Genomic DNA, 15,292 nt, shown 5'->3' with positions numbered 1-15,292 from the left:
AAGGTCTCTCCCCTCGAACAGTGCCCGAGTTGAGACGCCACCCCACCCCGCCGAGCATCGTGCTTCGCACGGTGCTCGACGACCCTCCCCCTCCAGGGGAGGGTGAACGCTACGTCCGCTTCTTCCCCTTGGCAAAATGCTTCATCAGAAACTCCGCCAGCACCTCGACGCGGGCGGGGCGCGGGCCGCCGGGGGGCGTCACCAGATGCACCGCGCCTTCCGGCTGCTTCCAGCCCTTGAGGATCACCTCGACCTCGCCGGAGGCGATTGCATCGCCGACGATGAAGTCGGGCAGATCGGCGATGCCGAGCCCGGCAATCACCGACGGCAACACCGCCTCGCCATTGTTGACGCGAAGCTGCCCGGCCGGGCGCACGCTGGCCTGCTCGCCAGCGGCGTTGGTGTAGTGCCAGACGCCGGGCGTCGAGAGATAGGCGTAGCCGAAGCATCTGTGCTGGGAGAGATGCATCGGATGCGTCGGCCGGCCGTGGCGCTTGAGATAGGCCGGCGCGGCCACCGTGTAGCGCGGCATCGCGCAGAGCCGCCGTGCGATCAGGGAAGAATCAGGCAGCCGCGCGATGCGCAGGCCGGCATCAAAGCCCTCGCCGATCAGATCCACCGTCGCGTCGCTGAGATGCAGGTCGATCGAGACTTCCGGATACTGGCTCAGGAATTCCGGCAATAGCGGCGCCACCGCCTTGACCCCGAACGTCATCGGCACCGCGAGCCGCACCAGCCCGCGCGGCGCCATCGATTGCGACAACGTCTCGCTCTCTGCCGCCTCGCCGTCGATCAGAAGCTGCGTCGCGCGTTCGGCCAGTTTTTGGCCGGCATCGGTCAGCGCTAGCCGCCGCGAGGTGCGGTTGAACAGCCGCGCGCCGAGCCGTTGCTCGAGCCGGCTCACCGCCTTCGATACCGTGGCCTTGGACAGCGCGAGTTCGGTTGCGGCCGCCGCAAACGACCGCAATTCCACGACCTTTGCAAAAATCGCGAGCGCTTCGAAATCCGGGAGTTTCGCCATTCGGCCCGCCTTGTCGGATCGGATTCGAGCCTCGCCCGAAATCAGGATGCAAGCTTGACGATACCATACGGATTGAATTTGAAATCGCCTTCCGCGTAATCGGACTCGAAGGACAGTTTGGCGCGCCGCGACTTGAGCGTTGCCTCCAGTCCTTGCCGCGCGATCTCGTCAGCGACCGCATCCATGGTCGCGACGGCTTCGCGTTCACTGCCATGGGACTTCGGCACAAACACTTCGGGCAATCCGGTGAGGTGAAAACCGACGCTCTCCAGATAATCGTCCGAGGCCAGCGGCCGTTTGGCAAATGCCAGGCGGCAAACGCGGCGCAACGCGAAGTCATCATCGGATTTCAGCGCGGCACTGGCCTGAAGGATGAGTTCGTTCCACCTGGCGAGGCCGTGCGCGACACCGGCGCTCTCGCCCTTGACGGCGATAGCCCCCGCCTTGATGACCTGGTGGACGAGCATCAGGGCACCGGTGGAAACGACCATGGCGGTTTCCGTCGTCATGGGCGGGCCCAGCACGTACAGCACCGATTGGTGATTTTCCACCGCGTCCTCATCGGCGCTGGAGCGGGCATTGGGATGCACGCGATCCCAGGAAACCCCAAATGAGCGGCTCATGCGCGGATCCGGTTTGTCCTGGGAATAGGTGTGGTCGATGCTGAAGCCGGTGGCGAAATCGCGGATCGCCATTGAAGCCGCGTCCGACAGCTTCGCCAGGCCGTTCGCAGCGCCGAGGAAGCAAACAACGTGGCGAGGTTTCACCGCCAATCGCCGCGCTTTCGCAGCGGCATCCTGACCGGACGAAGCCGGCTTCCGGCCGCCAGCGTCTGACGGTCCCGCCACTAGCAGCGCTCCCATCAATCCCAATACTCCGCGGCGAACGGCGTTCATGCGCAACTCCTCCATACGGCGCCGAATGACGGTGCCATGCCCCTCCCCCGGTGGCTCGCGCCCGAGTGACTTGGCATCAGTCTGGGCAACCCGCCCGGCGGTTCGGTCGAGGAGGCCGATTCCGCGGCTTGGGCGGTCGAAAATATGGATGTCCGACACAGGCGGTCTTTCCATTAGATCATAACTTGAAACAATGTGTTTCAATAGTTTCTATTTATATACCACATCGGGAGGCATATCCAATGGCCATCGGAATTCAAGCAACGGAGAAATCCAATGGCCAAGAAACTTTCGGGCAAGGTTGCCCTCGTCACCGGCGGCTCGCGCGGTATCGGCGCGGCCAGCGCCCGCGCCCTCGCGGATCAAGGCGCCAACGTCGCCATCAGCTATGTCGCCTCCCCTGACAAGGCCGAAGCCGTCGTCAAGGAACTGAAAGCCAGGGGTGTCGAAGCTCGCGCCTTCAAGGCCGACCAGGCTTCGTCTCTCGAGGTCGAGCAATTGGTGAATGACGTCGCCAAGCACTTCGGCCGGCTCGACATTCTCGTCAACAATGCCGGCGTCGCCGTCAGCGGCGCAGTCGATGATGCCAACGCCGACACCGCGGCACTGGCGCGCCAGGACGCGATCAATGTGCATGGCGTGGTCACCGCGATCCGCGCTGCCTCGAAGCTGATGGGCGAAGGCGGACGCATCGTCACCATCGGTTCGGGCATTGCGACCCGCGCCTCGTTCCCGGGCCTCGCCGACTACGCCGCCACCAAGGCAGCGATCGTCGGCTACAGCAAGGGCGCATCGCGCGACCTCGGCCCCCGCGGCATCACCGTGAACGTGCTGCAGCCGGGCTCGATCGATACCGACATGAACCCGAAGGACGGCGGCGACTTCGCCGAAGCCCAGCGCACGCAGCACGCGCTGCAACGCTACGGCACCGCCGAAGAGATCGCGGCCGGCGTCGTGTTCCTCACCAGCCCGGACGCGTCGTTCGTGACCGGCACCGTGCTCAACGTCGATGGCGGCTTCGGCGCCTGATCCAATCCAACCAACAGAGGCCGGGCGCGTTGCGCCTGGCCCCCGCAAACACTTTCAAAGGAATATTCCCATGATCGAACTCAGACCCTTCGCAAAACTCGGCGGCGCCGACCACGGCTGGCTGAAGGCAAAGCATCACTTCTCCTTCGGCAGCCATTATGACCCCGACAATATGGGTCACGGCTCGCTGCGGGTGTGGAATGATGATGAGATCGCCCCCAACACCGGCTTTCCCGCCCATCCCCATGCCAACATGGAAATCATCACCTATGTGCGCGAAGGTGCGATCACCCATCAGGACTCGCTTGGCAACAAAGGCCGTACTGAAGCCGGCGACGTGCAGGTGATGAGCGCGGGATCCGGCATTCGTCATGCCGAGTACAATCTGGAGCCGACCAACACCCGGATCTTCCAGATCTGGATCGAGCCGACCACCAAGGGTGGCCAGCCGACCTGGGGCGCCAAACCGTTTCCGAAGTCGGACCGTTCCGGAAAGCTCGTCACCATCGCCAGCGGTATTGCCGGCGACAAGGATGCGCTGCCGATCCGCGCCGACGCCCGCGTGCTCGCCACCACGCTGAAGGCCGGCGAGAGCGCGGAATACGAAGCCGGCAAGACGCGCCATCTCTATCTGGTGCCGGCGGCCGGTAGCATCGAAGTCAACGGCGTGCGCGTCAACGCCCGCGATGGTGCCGCGATCCGCGATGAGGCCAGGCTGATCATTACGGCACTGGAAGATTCCGACCTGGTGCTGGTCGACGCGGCGTAGGCGCCAAACACACAACTCGTCATGCGCGGGCTTGACCCGCGCATCCATCCCGCTTCGCGAGAATCTTTCGAAGACGATGGATTGCCGGGTATAGGCGAGCGGAAGCGACGCCGTCCTTCAGACGGCTATGCCCGGCAATGACAACCTCCCAATCAACAACCCACCGACAAACTCAGGAGAGCCATCATGGCCAAAGTACTCGTGCTCTATTACTCCGCCTACGGTCACATCGAGGCGATGGCGAACGCCATCGCGGAGGGCGCGCGCGAAGCCGGCGCCACCGTCGATATCAAGCGCGTGCCCGAACTGGTGCCCACCGAGATCGCCAATGCTTCGCATTACAAGATCGATCAGGCGGCCCCCGTCGCCAAGGTCGAAGAACTTGCCAATTACGACGCCATCATCGTCGGCACCGGCACCCGCTTCGGCCGGATGGCCTCGCAGATGGCGAATTTTCTCGATCAGGCCGGCGGTCTCTGGGCCAAGGGCGCCCTGCACGGCAAGGTCGGCGGCGCCTTCACCGCGACCGCCACGCAACATGGCGGCCAGGAGACCACGCTGTTTTCCATCATCACCAACCTCTTGCACTTTGGCATGACGATCGTCGGCCTCAACTATGGCTTTGCCGGCCAGATGAAGCTCGATGAAATCACCGGCGGCGCGCCCTATGGCGCCACCACGATCACCGGCGGCGACGGCAGCCGTCAGCCGAGCGACAACGAACTCGCCGGCGCGCGCTATCAAGGACGCGCGATCGCCGAGACCGCCAAGAAACTCCATAGCTAACTGCATGGCTGATGCGAGATGGGCGGCATTCTCATTCTGGATTGCCGCCCTAGCTATCCATCAGGGACGATGGATTTAGCGATGGTCGAATTTCTCTTTATGGCTCAACTGGTGCGCCGTCCGCTGCAGGCGATTGCACGGCGCTGGTGGTGCCGCAGTCTCTACCGCGCCTCGCGCGGGCAGCGGCGCTGCCCGGAGTGCACTAAATCGTGAAATCGGCGGGACGCTGCGGCAGGTCCAGGCGCGGATCAATTCTCGTGGACAGCGCTGACTTCTGCCGTTGAAAGCCACCAGCCATCGCCCGCAAACCAGCAGGTATCATCGACGGCGTTATCGAGCCGGAGAGACCGCACGAGTTCCCAGCCGTGCAGAAACGTCTCCGTCAAACGGCGGCCGGCATCCTCGTCCTGAAGGCCGACACAGCCGATGAACTGGGCCCGGCCAAAGAACATCGCTGGCCAAGCCGCGCTCTGACTGGGACGTTTGACCAACAGCATCCCTCCCAGCACGCCTTCGGGCGCCAGCGGAAACAACAGCCGGCCACCGGGACGCAATGCATCGAGCCACACTTTGGCTGGTTGGGCTGCACCGGCACAAACGTAGATCAAATCCGCTTTCGGCAAATCCGCCGCAATGCCCGATTTAGACTGAACATTTACCTGTGGCAGGTCTTTCAGATTGCCGCGCGCGCGATCCGCCAGGCCTTCGTCAATCTCATAGGCGTGCACCTGACCACTCGGTCCGACGAGTTGTGCGAGGATAGCTGTGTAGTACCCCGTACCCACGCCGACCTGCAGGACAATCTCGCCTTCCTTTAATTCGCAGGCACCGAGCCAGTAGGCATGAGCGCTGGGCATTCCGATATTGAGACGTTGCGCGCTATCCAGCGCGACCAGTGTATTTTGATAGATAAATGCCGGATCATCATTCGGGGTCGTCACGTAATCATGCGCGCCGAGCGTGATCAGCCAGGGCCCCGGCCCCACAAACGGTTCACGCTTTACCGCGCGAAAGGCCTGTTCAATCCGGGAATCCCGGACCTTGGCTGCGGCGCAGACAAGGCTGGCATAGAATGAATGCAGATTTTCCGACCGCTCTTGCATGATCAACTTCCGGCATTGCGATGCTCGATCCTATTCGAGGCTGTCGCCTGCAGGAAGCTCCGCACGATGGGCAAAAAGCCGGGAAGCGCCGCCATCACGGCGAAACGGGATCGCGATATGCGTTCCAAGTCCAATCGGAATGAAACGGCGCTAATGCTGCAATTGTGGCTTGACCATGGTCTGGCGAACTTCGGCGCCGCAGTCGGCGCATTCAAAGGTGAAGTCGATCTTCGCCATGCTCCAATGCGGCTCGACGTCCCTTACAAACATCGGAATCCCGATGCAGCTCGGACAAATGACGAAAGCCGGCTCGATGTCGTCGTGATGGTGGATATAGGCTGGCATGTCGGCACTCCCCACGGAAGCATTCAGCTGTAGCCCTTGACCCGACCATCAGCATACGCCGCTGCCGTAAACGCGATCATGAACTCTTGCGAACACAGGTAGAACAGCCGCACAATCCTGCCGAGTGTGACAGATTTGCACGAGCGTGGCGTTCTTGCCACAGCGCATCAGTTCTCTTCGCGCGGCGATGGTTTAGCGGGCGCCCGCTTCAGATAGGCGCCGAGTTTCGGATGCTTGCGCAGCTCGCGCGCGGCGCGGTCGCGCAATGCGTAAGGCAATCCGCGCAGGCTCAAGGCGGCGCTGATGTCGACCAGCGGCAGCGGCGTCACGCCAAAACGCCGTTTATAGTCATAGTCGCCCACGCTGAAATCGAACTCGCGCACGCCGTCTCTGTGCAAGGCGGCCATGGTACGTTCGATGACCAGCCGGCCCGGCGAACAAGCCGACCATTTGTCGCCGGCATTGCTGACCCGCAGCATGACATAGCGCGGGCCGCTACGAACGCCGAGCAAGGTCGCGACGACTTCCTCGCCGACCGTCAGCGCCGACAACACGGCATAGCCATCGCCGACGCCATCACGCACGAGGTTTCGATAGAAATCGGCACAGGCCCCGTCGCCGAGAACGAAGTTCACTCCGAGATGCTGCATGCGGGCGCTCTGTTGCGCATCCAGGGTCGCAAGAACGCGCAAGGCTTCGTCGTTCTCTCCTGCAATCTTGAATGCAGCGGCAGGATACGCCGTAAACGCGCGCCAGCTCCGTTCGAGAACCCTGCGGACGTCGCGCTTGAGCGAACGCTTGTACTGATCGAAATCCTCGCCTGTGGTGACGAGATTACCGTTCAGCGAGCACGGCCCGGCTCCATCCAGCATCGCCAGCGGGTTGGACCCGCCCTGCAGATCGAGCGGCATTTTCTTGAATCGAATGAGATCAGCGCCGCCAGGCAGCCGGCGCAACGCCAGCCGCAGCTCGCGCCACAGGATGGCTGCCGCCTTAGGTTCGCGCGGCGCGGCCGGACCGAGCAGCGGCGCATTGTAATCGGTCAGTTCGAGGTCGGCGAACTCCACGACGCAAATGCGCTTCAGCTTGCGCCTGATCAGCGGCAGAAGCAGTGCGACTTCCCCTGTCGCACGATCCCTGACGGTTGCAATGAATGGCTCGATACCGGGCTGTCCGGCGAACGCGCCATACCATGCTGCGAGCCACTTTCCGTGCTGGAAGATGGTCGCCTGTCCACGACGATACGCACCGTCCCAGTTACCTGCGACGGTATCCCAATTGTCGAATTCCACGGAGAACGCCGCAACCTGCGACGTGCGGTTCCGCCCCACGTGCCGTGCTGCGTCGTTCGTCAGTGTCGTCACGATCAAGCCGCCTTCATGCCGCCTTGGAAAGATCGACCACCTGCTCGGGATGGTCGTGGTCGAGCCGGAATTCGATCTCGTTGCGCGCCTTGCGCTCGCGCTTGACCCAGGAAGTGTTGCGCAACGCCTTCTGCATCACCGCCTTGCCCCAGAACGCCGGACCCTTGAGCGAACGGCTCTTGGGCGTATATCCGAAGCGATTGCGCAACAGACCGTTGGCCAGATTGACGATCCGGGTCCGCCTGATCTCTTCATTCTCGTAACCCACCGTCATGGAGATGTTGACGGTGCCGAGATTGTCGACGCGATGCGGCGCGTTCAGCGGCCAGTTCAGCATCTGCCCGGGCTCGAGATCGAGCACCGTTGCATAGCGATCGTACCATTCGTGATAGGGCATATCGAGTTCGAGCTCGAACAGCTGGATGTCCTCGAGGTTCTTCGGAGTCACGAAGGGAGGGTTCGACGGATAGATATGGACGCGCTTGCGGCCGGCGATTTGAATCAGGCTCTGGCCGGGAAGATCGGCGTGGTAGTGAACCTGCGCCTTCGGCGCCGAGATCAGAATGCCGGCGTTGTATTGGTGCGGCAGCGCGAAGTGCGGGACCTTCTCGCCGATTTCGGTGAACATCTGGGCCAGCAGGTCGCTGTAGCGGGAGTCGATATCCGAAACCATGCGCAGGTTGAGCCAAAGGTCGCCCCTGGAAATCGCGTCGATGACCTGACGACCGCTGAAATTGCCGATATCGCCCTGCCGCCAAATACGCTTGCCTTCCTTCACGCCGGTCTGCATCAGGCTGTAGTGCTCGCGCGGATAGTGCTCGATCAGTTCGGCAAGATGATCCATCGAGAACAACGGCGACTTGTGCATGTTGTGCGCAAGCCGGATGGGTGCGTGTCCCCACAGCACCGAATGGGTGTCGTCCCAATTGCTGAAAATGCGATCTGCTGCCATCGTCCAACTCCTTTTTTACCAAATATTTTTTTCGCCCGGATGACGACCGATTTCGGCTGCGTCCTGCACGCTGTCCCGAAATCTCAGATGGCTGCCACGCCGTCGATCATCCGATGTCCCGTTATGAGACGGCCGGACAACCTTCACGCTCTAACTGGCAAGAAGGATGCCGCAGGGGTGTCGCACCCGCTTACCGGACGATAATGTCTGGGATGTATGGCTAACGCTGGTCTACCTTAGAAAGCACCGGCGATCCCCACGATGGCTTCAGAACCGCAATATCAGGCGCTGTTTCTCGGCGCGGGACCGCAAATGCAGTGCGGCGTCGGGCAATTCACGCGATTGCTGGGAGAGTGGATCGAAAAGGCTGAACCCGGCAGCTGCACGACGTTAACCCTGACGCGATCGGAAGGGTCATTCACCGATATCTGGCGCGCCGTCGGCTCCGCACGGAGCGTGGTCTGCAACTTTCCGATCGTGGCCTGGAAGCGCGTGATGTTCGCGCCGCTGCTGGCGATGGCCATGGCGCGGCTGCGCCGGCGCAAAACTGTCCTGATTCAGCACGAATGGGCCGGGCTGCATTGGCTGCGCCGGATCACCTATATCCCGGCTCTCGTGCTCGCCCACACCATCGTCATGTTCTCGCCGCTGGTGCGACGGGAACTCGCCGAGGATTCCCTGGTGGGCTGGACCGCGAAAAAACTCGTGCTGGCCCCGCTGCCGCCGAACATCGAGGCGCCTGCAGGGATGGCGGATTCGGAATTGCGCCGGCGTCTCACGGCTGCAAGGCAGGATGGACGGCTGGTGATCGGTCATTTCGGTTCGATCTATCCGGCCAAGCAACCCAATGCGCTGCTAGAGATCGGCGCGATCCTGAAGCAGCGTGGGCTGAGGCCGCTAATCGTCTATGTCGGCTCCTTCATCCGCGGCACCGACAACGTCGAGGAGGAATTCCACGCCCGCGCCGCGGAACTCGGGATCGCCGATGATGTGATCGTATCCGGTTTTGTCGCCTCCGATCACGAGGTGTTCGGGCTGTTCGGCGCGGTCGACGGGTTCTGTTATCCGCTCGATGAAGGTCTCACTGCGCGCCGCTCCAGCGTTCTTGCCTGCGTGCAGGCCGGCCGGCCGCTGATCGTAACCGGCCCCGAGATGCCTGACGAATTCGACCATCATCTGCGCTTCAAGGAATTGATCGATCGCGGCGCCATCGTGCTCGTGCCGCGGGGATCGAGCGCGGACACCTACGCCGATGGCATCGTTGCCGCGCTGAAACGGCCGCCGGTGCAGGCCGCGTTCGACTTCGATGGGTGGTGGCAGGACGTCGCGAGCGCGGTTCGCGCGCAGCTCTAGATTCTTGATTTGACGCGTTTTCTTGACGCGAACCGGTGCCCACTTCGCTGGAAAACGCTTTGAGCCTCACTCCCGGACACGAAATCGCGCCAGAAAGTGCAAGCCGAACACCGCCACCAGGAAGGTGAACCACAGGGGATCGGCGCGGTCGAGGAAGAAGCTCTCCATCGCCGACAAATAAAGTCCGAACAGCCAGATGCGCAACAGCGCCATCGCCAGCGGACCGTTATTGCCGCCCTGATCGGCTTGCTGGAAATTCCGGAGCGGCACGATCACCAGCACCACGATGAGCAGGATCAGTCCGGGCAGGCCCATGCCGAGCGCGGTATCGAGATAACCATTGTGGCTGTGTGCCGCGAACGCGGCCCATTCCTTGCCCGCTGGCAAATCCTCGAACGCCTTGCTGCCCCAGAAAGCGACGAAGCCATAGCCGGTTGCCAGCCGCTGCCGCAGCGCGTCCAGCGCGAAATTCCAGATGTCGGTACGGCCGGTGAAGGTCGAATCCAGCGGCAGCAGCTTGGCGACCGCAGCCAGGCCATCGCTCATGACGGTGCCGACGCTGAGCATGTTCAGCAACAGCAGCGGCGTCAGGAGCAGGATCGCCCGCACCCAGAACGAGCGAAACACAGAAGTAAGCGAGGTCAAAAGCAGCACGGCGAAGCACAGCGTCAGCGAACTCTTGCCGGCGGCATGAAACAGAAACAACGAACTAAGGCCGATAATGACCGCGCCGGACAGAAGTGCGCCGGAACGCGCGATGTAGATCCCCAGGAACAGCAGCATCGCCATCACGCCGGCGGCCACGTTCTTGTGACCGAAGGCACCGCGCCAGTCGCCGGCAAGAAGCGGCTCCTGCGGGTCGGTTGCCTGATGGATCGCAAATTGCGGCGCCAGCAGGATTCCGAGGTAACAGACCGCGAGCAGGATCAGCGCCGCGATGCTGAGGAACCGCATCAATTCGCTTTGCGATTTCGGCAGCAGCAGCATGGTCGACGTCACAGCGATAACGCACGCCGTCAAAACAAACCGCCGCATCGACGTGGCAGGATCGACCGACAAAACCACCGTCACACAGACCCATCCGGCAAACAGCAGGAACGATGGCGTCAGCAAAGTCGCCAGCCCGCGCATGTTGTTACGCGCCGCGAGCACAATCATCAGCACTGCAAGGCCGCCGAACACCAGATAGGTCGGCGCCTCATTGCCGGTACTGACTTCACCGATTTGTATTTCGCCGAGATCGGCGAACGGCCGCAAGGAAATCCATGCCAGCACCAGCGCTCCGACGAACGCGGCGCAGCGGACGACATCCAGCACTTGCTGCCGCCAAACCCCTCCTGCGACGATACGAAGCTGAGACGTGATGGCGAGTTGGCTCACGTGATCTTCGAGGCCTTGTAGGGTTGAGGTTCGATGCCAACGGCCGCCAGCACGCTCCCGATCGCTACCGTCATCGGATGCATCGCAATGATGCGGTCGCGCTCGATCAGGGCAGCCCGCGCGGCATGGAGAAACGAAAGCGGAAACGCCGCCAGCAATTTGAGCGTCAGCCTGGCGCGCAACCAGAGTGTCGGCGTCGCCTTGCGCTGGACGTGATAATTGATCGCGCCGATCCGCAGGCCGCGGCTGATCAGCCAGCTCAGTTTGGTCCGGCTCGGTGGCACCGTCTCGCTGATCGTGGCCTCCGCCACCCAGTGAAAGCGCATGCCAAGGCGGAGGCAGCGGTAAAAGAAATCGGTGTCGCCGCCGCCGAGGAAATTGAAACGCAGATCGAACGCCGGGGCGTCGACGCGCTCGAACACCGAGCGCCTGATCAGGCAATTGCCGCAGCCATAAATCACCGGAACCGGCCCTGACGTGTCGTAGGCCGGGGCGAAGGCCGGATGACGACGCAGCCCGCGCTTTCGCGCGTCATCGAAGTCGGGCATGACCGGCCCGCCGACGATGTCGGCCCCGGTGGCTTCGGCCGTCAATATCATGCGCTCCAGCCAGTCCGGCGAGGCAATTTCGTCATCGTCGATCATGAGGAAACTTGCCGCTGCCGGGAAGGTTGCCAGCGCCGTCTCGAACGCGGCGTTGATCGCATGGCAATTGCCCTGGCGCGGCTCGACCACGCAGAGACCGGGGAACTTGTTCGATGCCAGGAATTCGGTCGCAACCGGAACGCTCTCGCTCCGCAACGCATCGTTCTCGACCATGACCACCGCAAAGCGGTGGCCGGTGCGCTGGCTGGCCAGCGATTCCAGCGTCTGCCGCAGATGCTGCGGCCGGCGAAAGCAGGGAATGCAGACGACGATCCCGATTGAAGAAGGATCGAGGGAAGGCGAGATCGCCGCCAGGGCGCGGGCTGCGTTCGGCATGGTGTCAGCGATTTCCATCGGCGGGCAATCCGTTCAAACTCTGGCGCATGACGTTTGCTATGGGTCCAGACGATACAAGAGCATTGCTGCAATATCCGGTCCGACAGGAGGCCTGGTGGTGCCGAATTGTTCCCGACGGTTAATGGACGGGGTTAAGTTTGAATTAAATCAGGTTCAGGCTCCGGGCTCAGCGGCTGAACAGCTTGCCGAACAGCTTTTGGGATTTGGGAAACTGCCCGTTGGAGATCCGCGTGGGCCACAATCCGTCGACGTCGAAATAGGCCGCGTAGGCGATGTTGTTCCGATGCTTCACGAACCAGTCGTGCATCTGCTGAATGAAGTATGGATTGTCGCCGAAATTGCCGACGCCCCATTCGGGATAGCTCATCGGCTTGCCATGCCTGGCGGCAAAGTCGCGGTGCCATTCCAGGCCAAACGGAGCCTTGAGATAGAAGGCGTTCCAACGCTCTTCCGGCGAGCCCTCATGTTTGAAATCGTAGATATCCAGACCGATGTAGTCGACGACATCGTCGCCCGGATAGGCCAGGTCCGCCGGCGTATCCTGCGTTCCCCATCCCGGACACCAATCATATTTGAACTCGCTGGAGTGGCGCCGGAAGATTCCGACCACGCGCCGGAACGCCGCGATGTAATCGGCTTCATGATCCTTGGCGAACCACGCCATCTGGGACAGATTCATCTCCCAGCCGAGACGGATGATCGCCCTTGGCTGCGCATCGGCGATCGCACGCGCCGCCGCTTCGAACTCACCGTCGTGCAAGCCGTTGGCGACGTCGGCGAGCGGCGTTCCCGGAACGGTCAGCGGCACCGACCAGACGACATTCCGCGACGGGTTGAGCTTCTTCCAGATGCCGGGAACCCAGGTCAGTTTATGGAAGTCTTCCCAATTCGCCTGGCCGTAGAAATCAACGCCCACCACCGACGATGGCGGTTGTTTCAGCCATTTTTCCCAGGTCTGCAGGGTATGCTCGCGCCCAACGGGACCCCAATCGACGAACGCGCCGGCAAATTTTGCAGGACTCGAATTGACAGGACTCGAATTGACGCGCGGAGCGGCGTTGGTGTCGACGCGGGCCAGCAACAGCAGGCTCAAGACAAAGGCCACCAGGAAAAATACCAGGCGCTTGAGGCCCACCCGGCGGCGAGGCGCGGGGCGGTCAGTTCGAAACATTAGACGTCCTTGTCAATTTGTTGCCGAAGACAGCAGACAGCCTTCGGCCGACCTCGGCTGCGCCCTTGTCGGTGAGATGGCCCGCGTCGAACTGCATCGGAATATCGGCTTCGACGAACTCGTCGCAACGACCATCCCGGCAGACCGCATCGTAGACGGATGAATAGGTCGCGCCGCGAGCCTTTACCAAAGCGCCCATGGCGAGATCGCGCTCGCGAATTCCGGGTGTGCGCCTTGTGCTGGCAAGGGACGGATGGTCGCGCAAAATCCCGTCGATCAGGAGCCGCGGCAGAGGGGCATCGTATTCGACGATCGGTCCAAGCACGATGACATCGGTCCCTCTGGATTTCAGGGTATCCAGCGTGGCCGACAGGTTCGGCAGATCCTCATCCTTCCATGACGCGGAGAGAATGACCTTGTCGACATGGTTGTTGACGAGGAAATCATTGAACGCGAGTTCCATCAGATCGCGACAGGCTTTCATTTCGACCCGAGCCCCCGCCGGAACAGCCGGGCGGCATTCGCTTGCCGTTGCCTGCAGGATATTCACCTGCGGCATGGCGACGGACAGCCCGGACCAGAGGTGCGCAGCATGGCTGTCGCCAATGAGCAGATAGTTCGGCCGCGCCGGATCCAGTTTCAGGCAGGTTTCGGCGTCGAATCGCTGGCGGTTGGCCGATATGAAGCAGCGTCCGGTCCGGAACGCGGCGGACGAATCGTAGGCAAGATAAGCTCCGATATCCACGACGCGTTGCGGAAAGCGGTATGGCGCGCCGCTCGCGAAGAATACCAGCGCGCACAGCGCGAACGTCGAGCCGATCGCGGCTGATGCGGCGCCGAAGACGGCCCCCTTCGATGTCTCCCGCGCCATCGAACGGAACGGCAGTTCGACCAATTTCCACGACAGATAGGCGAGCCCCACTGACAGCGTGATCAACGTCAGTTTGGTCGATGCTGCCGATTCCGCGCCGAACACCATGTCGGTGCGCTGGAACACGATCAGCGGCCAATGCCACAAATAGAGCGAATAGGATAGCAGCCCGATCGCTACGAGAGGCGGCAGCGACAGCAATCGTCCGGCCATCGATGCCCCGCTCTCGCTGGAAGCGATCACCAGCACCGCGCCGAGGCAGGCGAGCGACGTCATCAGGAGAAGCGGCGCCGAGGCCGATCCAAGCAGGATCACGCCGAGCAGCAGTAGCAGCCCGGCTCCGCCGCAAATGTTCTTCCAGAATCTGGTTTCCGGCACCGGGATAAATTTGAGGGCCAGCATCGCACCCAGCGCCAACTCCCAGGCGCGGAACGGCGTGAGATAGAATGTAAAGGTGAGATTTCTCGTACTCATGGCGATGGCAGCGGCAAACGACAGCACAGCGACAACCGCGAACAAAAATTTGGCGCCCTTCGGGACCCAGCGATAGACAAACAGCATCAACAACGGCGCGATAAAATAGAACTGCTCCTCCACGCTAAGCGACCAGGTATGCAGCAGAGGCTTTGTTTCGGCCGGCGCATCGAAATATCCGGCGGTCTGGGCAAAATAGGCGTTGGAAATCGAGCCAATGGCGCTGGCAAGACTCTTGGAATAGCCGATCAGTTCGGCCGGCAGCAAATAGATGTAGGCAAAAATGCTTGTCACCAGGAACATAACAAACAGCGCCGGCAGGATTCGCAGGATCCGGCGCTTGTAGAAATTTCCGAGCGAGAACGATCCGTTGCGGATATCCGCATCGATCATGCCGCAGATCAGATAACCCGAGATGACAAAGAAGATGTCGACGCCGACGAAGCCGCCTGCGAATCCGGGTACACCGACATGGTAAAGAACCACCGGAACCACAGCGAGGGCCCGCAGCCCGTCGATATCAGCGCGGTACTTCATTGCCGAGCCCTCGCGACGCTGCCGTAACCGCGACCGCCCCTCACCGTTTCAAAAACGGACACTCTGGACAGTCCAGGTGTGCCGAAACGGGTTGATGCCTCGGAGATCTCCGCGGGCAACGGGAAATTGGCTTGGAATGGCGGACAATCTGTCATGGGTAACACTCATGGCGATGAACATCGGCGATGCGGAATCGTGCTCTGCAATATCCGGGCAAGCTCCGCAAAACCGCCGCTTCGC

General features: G+C 61.9%; 14 protein-coding genes. 5 read left to right on the top strand and 9 right to left on the bottom strand.

The features are described 5' to 3' along the window. Positions 1-109: 109 nt before the first annotated feature. Together JQ600_RS32840 and JQ600_RS32835 are read right to left on the bottom strand one after the other, a co-directional pair. On the bottom strand, positions 110-1,021 hold the full coding sequence (locus tag JQ600_RS32840) for a LysR family transcriptional regulator (protein WP_212389147.1): 912 nt from the start codon (positions 1,019-1,021) through the stop codon (positions 110-112). A 41-nt stretch (positions 1,022-1,062) separates the two neighbouring features. Continuing rightward, positions 1,063-1,917 carry a hypothetical protein gene (locus JQ600_RS32835; RefSeq protein WP_212389148.1) on the bottom strand — a complete coding sequence of 285 codons (855 nt, stop codon included), beginning with the start codon at positions 1,915-1,917 and terminating at the stop codon, positions 1,063-1,065. A 276-nt stretch (positions 1,918-2,193) separates the two neighbouring features. Here JQ600_RS32835 and JQ600_RS32830 point away from each other — a divergent pair, with 276 nt between their 5' ends. The 3 genes from JQ600_RS32830 (at position 2,194) to wrbA (ending at position 4,501) form a co-directional block, all read left to right on the top strand. Then, on the top strand, positions 2,194-2,946 hold the full coding sequence (locus JQ600_RS32830; protein ID WP_212262924.1) for an SDR family NAD(P)-dependent oxidoreductase: 753 nt from the start codon (positions 2,194-2,196) through the stop codon (positions 2,944-2,946). Between the two features lie 70 nt (positions 2,947-3,016). Next, entirely contained in the window at positions 3,017-3,715 is a 699-nt protein-coding gene (locus JQ600_RS32825; protein WP_212389149.1) for a pirin family protein, read from the top strand. 186 nt (positions 3,716-3,901) lie between these two features. Continuing rightward, positions 3,902-4,501 carry an NAD(P)H:quinone oxidoreductase gene (wrbA, locus tag JQ600_RS32820; RefSeq protein ID WP_212389150.1) on the top strand — a complete coding sequence of 200 codons (600 nt, stop codon included), beginning with the start codon at positions 3,902-3,904 and terminating at the stop codon, positions 4,499-4,501. A 248-nt stretch (positions 4,502-4,749) separates the two neighbouring features. On the opposite strand, the gene JQ600_RS32815 is transcribed toward wrbA, so the two are convergent. Further along, complete coding sequence (locus JQ600_RS32815; protein ID WP_212262927.1) at positions 4,750-5,604, bottom strand: protein-L-isoaspartate O-methyltransferase; 855 nt, start codon at positions 5,602-5,604, stop codon at positions 4,750-4,752. Positions 5,605-5,670: 66 nt separating this feature from the next. Between JQ600_RS32815 and JQ600_RS32810 the strand changes: the two genes are divergently transcribed. Further along, a complete protein-coding gene (locus tag JQ600_RS32810) occupies positions 5,671-5,982 on the top strand; it encodes a hypothetical protein (protein WP_212262928.1) in 312 nt (103 codons plus the stop codon). A gap of 134 nt (positions 5,983-6,116) precedes the next feature. Here the strand turns inward: JQ600_RS32810 and JQ600_RS32805 are convergent, their stop codons facing one another. Both JQ600_RS32805 and JQ600_RS32800 read right to left on the bottom strand, forming a co-directional pair. After that, the gene (locus JQ600_RS32805; RefSeq protein WP_212389151.1) at positions 6,117-7,313 is read right to left on the bottom strand and encodes a GNAT family N-acetyltransferase; all 1,197 of its coding nucleotides are present in this window, start codon (positions 7,311-7,313) and stop codon (positions 6,117-6,119) included. 13 nt (positions 7,314-7,326) lie between these two features. Then, positions 7,327-8,265, bottom strand: a complete 939-nt coding sequence (locus JQ600_RS32800) for a hypothetical protein (RefSeq protein ID WP_212262930.1) — start codon at positions 8,263-8,265, stop codon at positions 7,327-7,329. A gap of 261 nt (positions 8,266-8,526) precedes the next feature. Here JQ600_RS32800 and JQ600_RS32795 point away from each other — a divergent pair, with 261 nt between their 5' ends. Beyond that, the gene (locus tag JQ600_RS32795; protein WP_212389152.1) at positions 8,527-9,618 is read left to right on the top strand and encodes a glycosyltransferase; all 1,092 of its coding nucleotides are present in this window, start codon (positions 8,527-8,529) and stop codon (positions 9,616-9,618) included. A gap of 66 nt (positions 9,619-9,684) precedes the next feature. Here JQ600_RS32795 and JQ600_RS32790 read toward each other — a convergent pair whose 3' ends face one another. The 4 genes from JQ600_RS32790 to JQ600_RS32775 form a co-directional block, all read right to left on the bottom strand. Next, entirely contained in the window at positions 9,685-10,998 is a 1,314-nt protein-coding gene (locus JQ600_RS32790) for an O-antigen ligase (RefSeq protein WP_212389153.1), read from the bottom strand. Next, positions 10,995-11,996: a glycosyltransferase family 2 protein gene (locus JQ600_RS32785; protein WP_212389154.1), complete on the bottom strand. Its 1,002-nt coding sequence runs from the start codon at positions 11,994-11,996 to the stop codon at positions 10,995-10,997. The genes JQ600_RS32790 and JQ600_RS32785 overlap by 4 nt, the downstream gene beginning before the upstream one ends. A gap of 169 nt (positions 11,997-12,165) precedes the next feature. Further along, positions 12,166-13,170 (bottom strand): glycoside hydrolase family 26 protein, encoded by a 1,005-nt coding sequence (locus JQ600_RS32780; RefSeq protein ID WP_212389155.1) that lies wholly within the window; start codon positions 13,168-13,170, stop codon positions 12,166-12,168. Beyond that, the gene (locus tag JQ600_RS32775; RefSeq protein ID WP_212389156.1) at positions 13,157-15,052 is read right to left on the bottom strand and encodes an acyltransferase family protein; all 1,896 of its coding nucleotides are present in this window, start codon (positions 15,050-15,052) and stop codon (positions 13,157-13,159) included. The genes JQ600_RS32780 and JQ600_RS32775 overlap by 14 nt, the downstream gene beginning before the upstream one ends. Positions 15,053-15,292 lie beyond the last annotated feature (240 nt).

This window comes from Bradyrhizobium sp. AUGA SZCCT0176, from assembly GCF_018130145.1.
Taxonomy (GTDB): domain Bacteria; phylum Pseudomonadota; class Alphaproteobacteria; order Rhizobiales; family Xanthobacteraceae; genus Bradyrhizobium.
The sequence above is the reverse complement of the archived record's forward strand: the minus strand, read 5'-3'. Positions and strand labels throughout refer to the sequence as shown.

Coding starts and splice junctions, on each gene's coding strand:
- JQ600_RS32840 (WP_212389147.1), bottom strand. CDS start 1,021: ATGGCGAAACTCCCGGATTTCGAAGCGCTCGCGATTTTTGCAAAGGTC.
- JQ600_RS32835 (WP_212389148.1), bottom strand. CDS start 1,917: ATGAACGCCGTTCGCCGCGGAGTATTGGGATTGATGGGAGCGCTGCTA.
- JQ600_RS32830 (WP_212262924.1), top strand. CDS start 2,194: ATGGCCAAGAAACTTTCGGGCAAGGTTGCCCTCGTCACCGGCGGCTCG.
- JQ600_RS32825 (WP_212389149.1), top strand. CDS start 3,017: ATGATCGAACTCAGACCCTTCGCAAAACTCGGCGGCGCCGACCACGGC.
- wrbA (WP_212389150.1), top strand. CDS start 3,902: ATGGCCAAAGTACTCGTGCTCTATTACTCCGCCTACGGTCACATCGAG.
- JQ600_RS32815 (WP_212262927.1), bottom strand. CDS start 5,604: ATGCAAGAGCGGTCGGAAAATCTGCATTCATTCTATGCCAGCCTTGTC.
- JQ600_RS32810 (WP_212262928.1), top strand. CDS start 5,671: ATGGGCAAAAAGCCGGGAAGCGCCGCCATCACGGCGAAACGGGATCGC.
- JQ600_RS32800 (WP_212262930.1), bottom strand. CDS start 8,265: ATGGCAGCAGATCGCATTTTCAGCAATTGGGACGACACCCATTCGGTG.
- JQ600_RS32795 (WP_212389152.1), top strand. CDS start 8,527: ATGGCTTCAGAACCGCAATATCAGGCGCTGTTTCTCGGCGCGGGACCG.
- JQ600_RS32785 (WP_212389154.1), bottom strand. CDS start 11,996: ATGGAAATCGCTGACACCATGCCGAACGCAGCCCGCGCCCTGGCGGCG.
- JQ600_RS32780 (WP_212389155.1), bottom strand. CDS start 13,170: ATGTTTCGAACTGACCGCCCCGCGCCTCGCCGCCGGGTGGGCCTCAAG.
- JQ600_RS32775 (WP_212389156.1), bottom strand. CDS start 15,052: ATGAAGTACCGCGCTGATATCGACGGGCTGCGGGCCCTCGCTGTGGTT.